We start from the raw sequence: 6,508 nt of genomic DNA on the forward strand, positions 1-6,508 counted from the left end.
GCGGATGAGCACTGAAGTGAACGATGCCCAGCAGCAGGAGAAGCTCGTCCGCTATGTGAAGCGGCTGGCGACCGACCTCGATGTGGCCAGGACCCGTATCAAGGAGTTCGAGGACCGCGCGGGCGAACCGTTGGCCATCGTCGGAATGAGCTGCCGCTACCCGGGCGGCGTCACCTCTCCCGAGGAGCTGTGGCAGCTCGTCGCCGAGGGCCGGATCGGCACCGCGACGGAGTTCCCCGCGGACCGCGGATGGGACGTGGAGAACCTCTACCACCCCGACCCGGACCACACCGGTACCTCGTACGCCCGCGGTGGCGGATTCGTGGACCGGGCGGGGGAGTTCGACGCGGACTTCTTCGGCATCAGCCCGCGTGAGGCCCTGGTCATGGACCCGCAGCAGCGCCTGCTCCTGGAGTCGGCGTGGGAGGCGTTCGAGGACGCCGGTATCGACATCACGGCGCTGCGGGGCAGCGACACCGGTGTGTTCTGCGGAGTGATGTACCAGGACTACGGGTTCGTGGCGGGTACCAGCGACCGGCGGCCCGAGGTCGAGGGCTACCTCTCGATCGCCTCGGCGGGCAGTGTCGCCTCCGGACGCATCAGCTACACCTTCGGCTTCACCGGCCCCGCGACCACCGTGGACACGGCCTGCTCGTCCTCGCTGGTCGCCGTGCACCAGGCGGCCCAGGCGCTGCGCGCGCGGGAGTGCTCGCTGGCCCTGGTCGGCGGTGTCACGGTCCTCGCACGGCCGAACATCTTCATCGAGTTCAGCCGCCAGCGCGGGGTGTCGCCCGACGGGCGCTGCAAGGCGTACTCGGCCGCCGCCGACGGTGTCGGCTGGGCCGAGGGCGCCGGTCTGCTGGTCCTCGAACGGCTCTCCGACGCGCGCCGCAACGGCCACCGGGTACTCGCCGTCGTCCGCGGCAGCGCCGTCAACCAGGACGGTGCGAGCAATGGCCTGACCGCGCCCAACGGCCCCTCGCAGGAGCGGGTGATCCGGCAGGCGCTCGCGGACGCCGGTCTGCGGGCCGCCGACATCGACGTGGTGGAGGGCCACGGCACCGGCACCCCGCTCGGCGACCCGATCGAGGCCAAGGCGCTGCTCGCCACCTACGGCCAGGAGCGCGAGCACGGTCCGCTGCGGCTGGGCTCGGTCAAGTCGAACATCGGGCACACCCAGGCGGCCGCCGGTGTGGCCGGAATGATCAAGATGGTCATGGCCCTGCGCAACGGCGTACTGCCGCGCACCCTGCACGTCGACGCCCCCTCACCCAACGTCGACTGGACCGCGGGCGAGGTGTCCCTGCTCACCGACGCGGAGCCCTGGCCGACCGGCGAGCGCACGCGTCGCGCGGGCGTCTCGTCCTTCGGCGTCAGCGGCACCAACGCACACGTGATCATCGAGGAGGCACCCGCCGAGCCCGCCGAAGCCGAGGCGCCCGCCACCGACCTCGTGCCGCCGCGCGCCGTGCCCGTACTGCTGTCCGCCACCGGCGACGCGGCGCTGCGGGCACAGGCCGACCGGCTGCGCGCGCTGATGATCGAGCGGCCCGAACTCGCGGTCCTGGACCTCGCGTTCTCCTCGTCGACCACCCGTGCCCAGCTGGAGAAGCGGGCGGCCGTCGTCGCCACCGACCGGGGCGCCCTGCTGTCCGGGCTCAAGGCACTCTCCGCCGCCGAGCCCGCCGCGCACGTACTCGAAGGCCGTACCACCGGCGACCGCGCCGTCTTCGTCTTCCCGGGCCAGGGCGCCCAGTGGGAGGGGATGGCGGTGGACCTGCTCGACTCCTCGCCGGTCTTCGCCGCCGAGATCGCCGCCTGTGGCAAGGCCCTTTCCCCTTACGTGGACTGGGAGTTGGAGGCCGTCCTGCGCGGCGCGCCCGGCGCGCCCCGGCTGGAGCGGGTCGACGTGGTGCAGCCCGCCCTGTTCGCCGTGATGGTGTCGCTCGCCGCACTGTGGCAGTCGTACGGTGTCGTGCCCGAGGCGGTCCTCGGACACTCCCAGGGTGAGATCGCCGCCGCCTGTGTGGCCGGTGCGCTGTCCCTCGACGACGCCGCCCGGGTGGTGGCGCTGCGCAGCCGCGCCATCGGCGAGCGGCTCGCCGGCAAGGGCGGCATGGCCTCGATCGCGCTGCCGGAGGACCGGGTCCGCGAGCTGATCGAGCCGTACCAGGGCCGTATCTCGGTCGCCGCCGTCAACGGCCCGTCCGCGGTGGTCGTCTCCGGCGAGGCCGCCGCGCTCGACGACCTCGGCGTCGAGTGCGAGCGCGCCGAGATCCGGCTGAACCGCGTGGCCGTGGACTACGCCTCGCACTCGGCCCAGGTCACCGCCATCGAAAACGAACTGCTCGACCTGCTCGCACCGATCACCCCGCGCACCGGCACCATCCCCTTCTACTCCACGCTGCGCGGCGAGTTCGTCGACACGACCCGGCTCGGCGCCGCGTACTGGTACGAGAACCTGCGCGGCCGGGTCGGCTTCGAACCCGCCGTCCGGGCCCTGCTCGAAAGCGGCACCAACTGCTTCATCGAGGTGTCCCCGCACCCCGTCCTGAAGGTGCCGGTCGAGGAGACGATCCACGCCCTGGACGCCGCCGAGCGGGCCACGGTGCTCGGCTCGCTGCGCCGCGGCGAGGGCGGCTTCGCACGGTTCGCCACCTCGCTGGCCGAGGCCCACACCTTCGGCACACCGGTCGACTGGACGACGTTCTACGCGGACAGCGGCGCCGGGTACGTCGCGCTGCCGACGTACGCGTTCCAGCGGGAGCGCTACTGGATGATGCCGGGCGCCGCGGGCGACCCGCAGGCCGCCGGGCTGCGCCGGTTCGACCACCCGGTGCTGACCGCCTCGGTGCAGGTCGGCGACCGGGACGAGACGCTGTTCACCGGGCGCGTGTCGCAGGACGCCCAGGCCTGGACGCAGGACCACGCCGTGTTCGGCACCGTGCTCCTGCCCGGCGCCGCCGTCGTCGAACTGGTCCTCGCGGCCGCGGCCGAGGCGGGCAGCCCGGTCGTCGACGAACTGGTGCTCCAGGCCCCGCTGATCCTCACCGAGGACGTGGCCCGGCAGATACAGGTGGTCGTCGGCGCCGAGGACGCCGACGGCCTTCGCGAGGTCACCGTGTACTCGCGGCCGGAATCGGCCGAGGAGACTCCGGTCTGTCACGCCCGGGGCCAACTCACCGGCCACGCCGAGCCCGTACGCCCCCTCGGCGCGCAGTGGCCCCCGGCCGGTGCCGAGAGTGTCGCCGTCGACACGCTCTACCCGCGCGCGACCGCGGCCGGTTACGAGTACGGGCCGCTGTTCCAGGGGCTGCGCGCGGCCTGGCGGGCCGGGGACGACCTGTACACCGAGGTGGTACTGCCCGAGGGCGCGGGCGGCGAGGGCTTCGGTGTCCATCCGGCCCTGTTCGACGCCGTCCTGCACGGCGCGCTGATCGAGAAGGACCTGGCCTCCGGCGTGGATCTGCCGTTCTCCTGGTCCGGAGTGCAGCTCGGCCACGGCACGGGCCCACGGGTGCGCGCCCGCATCGGCCGGGACACCGAAGGGTCCGCGTTGCGGATCGACGTGTTCGACGAGACCGGCTCCCTGGTCGTCGCGGTGGACACCCTGGCCGTACGCCCCGTGGACCAGGCGCAGTTGGAGAGTGCGCAGGGCGGCGGACAGAACCGCAACGCCCTGTTCCGGCTGGACTGGACCGTGCTGACGGAGACCCCCGCACAGCCGGTGGCGTCGGTCGCGGTGCTCGGCGACTGCCCCGCCCCCGGCGAGCGGTACGCGGACCTTCAGGCGCTGGAGCGTGCGGTGGCCGAGGGTGCCGCCGCGCCGGACGTCGTCCTGGTGGGTGTCGAGTCCGAGCAGGTCGAGGGCGGCAACGAGGCCTCGGCGGCCCGCGCCCTCGCCACCCGCACACTGGACCTGCTGCAGCGCTGGCTGGCCTGCGAGGCGCTGGCCGGGGCGCGGCTGACGGTCGTGACCCGCAACGCGGTCGCGATCGGCGGGCAGGTACCGGACTTGGTGCAGGCTCCGGTCTGGGGTCTGGTGCGCAGCGCGCAGTCCGAACACCCGGGCCGGTTCACCCTGGTGGACATCGACGCTGACGCGGACCTTGGCGGAGACCTTGACCGGTCCGCGGTGATCGGCCTCGACGAGCCGCAACTCGCCGTCCGTGCCGATGAGTTGCTCGTGCCCCGCCTGGCCCGGACCAAGGCCTCTGAGGTCGAAGGCCCCTGGCTCCTGAGCAGCAAGCGCAAGGGGTCGCTGTCGGATCTCGAAATCCTGCCCTCCAGCGGCGACCGTGCGCTCGGCGTCAACGAGGTGCGGATCGGCATCCGGGCGGCCGGTCTCAACTTCCGGGACGTACTGATCGCTCTCGGTACCTACCCCGGTGAGGCGCCGCTGGGCAGCGAGGCCGCGGGCGTGGTCCTCGAAGTCGGCTCCGAGGTGACCGATCTGGCCCCCGGCGACCGGGTGTTCGGCCTGGTACCGGACGCCTTCGGCCCGCTGGCGATCGCCGACCGGCGCACCGTGGTGCCGATGCCGAACAGCTTCTCCTTCGCCGAGGCGGCGGCCCTCCCCGTCGTCTACCTCACGGCCTACTACGGTCTGGTGGATCTGGCCGGGTTGCAGCGTGGTGAGCGGTTGTTGGTGCATGCGGCGGCCGGTGGTGTGGGTATGGCGGCGGTTCAGCTTGCCCGGCACTTCGGTGTGGAGGTCCTGGCGACGGCGAGTGAGCCGAAGTGGGCTGCGGTACGCGAACTCGGCGTGGCCGATGAGCGGATCGCCTCCTCCCGTGATCTGTCCTTCCGGGAGAAGTTCCTTGAGGCGACGGACGGCGGCGGTGTCGATGTCGTACTGAACGCTCTGGCAGGGGAGTTCATCGACGCCTCTCTCGAACTGCTGCCGCGTGGTGGCCGGTTCATCGAGATGGGCAAGGCCGACCTGCGCGACCCGGACGTCATCGCCACGGAGCACGCCGGAGTGCGCTACCGGGCGTACGACCTCCAGGAAGCGGGCCCCGACCGTATCCAGGAGATGCTGCGCGAGATCGTGGCGCTGTTCGAGAAGGGCGTACTGGAACACGCGCCGATCCGGACCTGGGATGTGCGCCGGGGCGCCGAGGCCTTCCGGTTCCTGCGCGAAGGCCGCAACACCGGCAAGGTCGTACTGACCGTCCCGGCACCGCTGGACCCGGACGGCACCGTCCTGATCACCGGCGGTACGAGCGGCCTCGGTGCCCTCTTCGCCAGGCACCTGGCCGGGCAGCACGGTGCCAAGCACCTGCTCCTCGTGAGCAGGCGCGGACCCGCCGCCGAAGGCGTGTCCGAACTGGTCGCGGAACTGGTCGAGTTGGGCGCCGACGCCCGCGCGGTGGCCTGTGACGTGGCCGACCGGGACCAACTCGCCGCGCTCCTGGGTTCGTTGGAGCACCCGCTGCGCGCCGTGATCCACTCGGCCGGCGTGCTCGACGACGGCGTGATCGAGTCGCTGACGCCGGAGCAGGTCGAGCGGGTGATGCGGCCCAAGCTCGACGCCGCCCTGCACCTGCACGAACTGACCGCGGACATGGACCTCTCGGCCTTCGTCCTGTTCTCCTCCCTCGCCGCCCTGATCGGCAGCCCCGGCCAGGCCAACTACGCCGCCGCCAACGCCTTCCTGGACGCGCTCGCCGCCCGGCGCCGCACCGAGGGCAAGCCCGCGGGCTCGCTGGCCTGGGGCCTGTGGGGCGACGCCACCGGCATGACCGGTGAACTCGGCGACGCCGAACTGGCCCGCCTGGAGCGGATGGGCGTCGCCGCCCTGTCGAACCAGCTGGGCCTCGAACTCTTCGACGCCGCACAGCAACTCGACGAGGCGGTACTCGTCCCGGCCCGGCTCGACCAGGCGGCACTGCGCGCCCAGGCACAGTCGGGCCTGCTGCCCCCGCTGCTGCGCGGCCTCGTACGGGCAACCGCGCGACGCACCGAGGCCGTCGGCGGCTCGCTCGCCGACCGGCTGTCCGCAGTTGATCCCGAGGAGTGGGAGCAGCTCACGCTCGATCTCGTCCGGGCACAGGTCGCCTCGGTCCTCGGCCACGCCTCGGCCGAGGCCATCGACCCCGAACGCGCCTTCAAGGAGCTCGGTTTCGACTCCCTGGCGGCGGTGGAACTGCGCAACCGGCTCACTCCGGCGACCGGCCTGCGGCTGCCCACCACCCTCGTCTTCGACCACCCGAACCCGCTCGCGGTGGCGCGCTACCTGATCCCCGCCGCAATGCCGGGCACGGCACCGGCCGAGACGGGACGGCGCTCGGAGGACGACGAGATCCGCGAACTGCTCACCTCGATCCCGATCGGCCGCCTGCGCCAGGCCGGACTGCTCGACGCCCTGGTCGAGCTCGCCTCCGGCGAACCCGCCGACACCACCGCCACGGACGACGACGCCGTGTCCATCGACGACATGGACGTCGAAGCGCTCATCAGGATGACTCAGGGCGACACGGACTGAACAACGACGACACCCACGTCC

General features: G+C 72.5%; 1 protein-coding gene. It reads left to right on the forward strand.

Annotated elements, in window-relative coordinates; genetic code table 11:
- Positions 1–4 precede the first annotated feature (4 nt).
- Entirely contained in the window at positions 5–6,487 is a 6,483-nt protein-coding gene (locus tag HUT18_RS34045; protein WP_254878880.1) for a type I polyketide synthase, read from the forward strand.
- Positions 6,488–6,508 lie beyond the last annotated feature (21 nt).

Origin of the sequence: Streptomyces sp. NA04227, assembly GCF_013364195.1 — a bacterium.
Classification (GTDB): domain Bacteria; phylum Actinomycetota; class Actinomycetes; order Streptomycetales; family Streptomycetaceae; genus Streptomyces.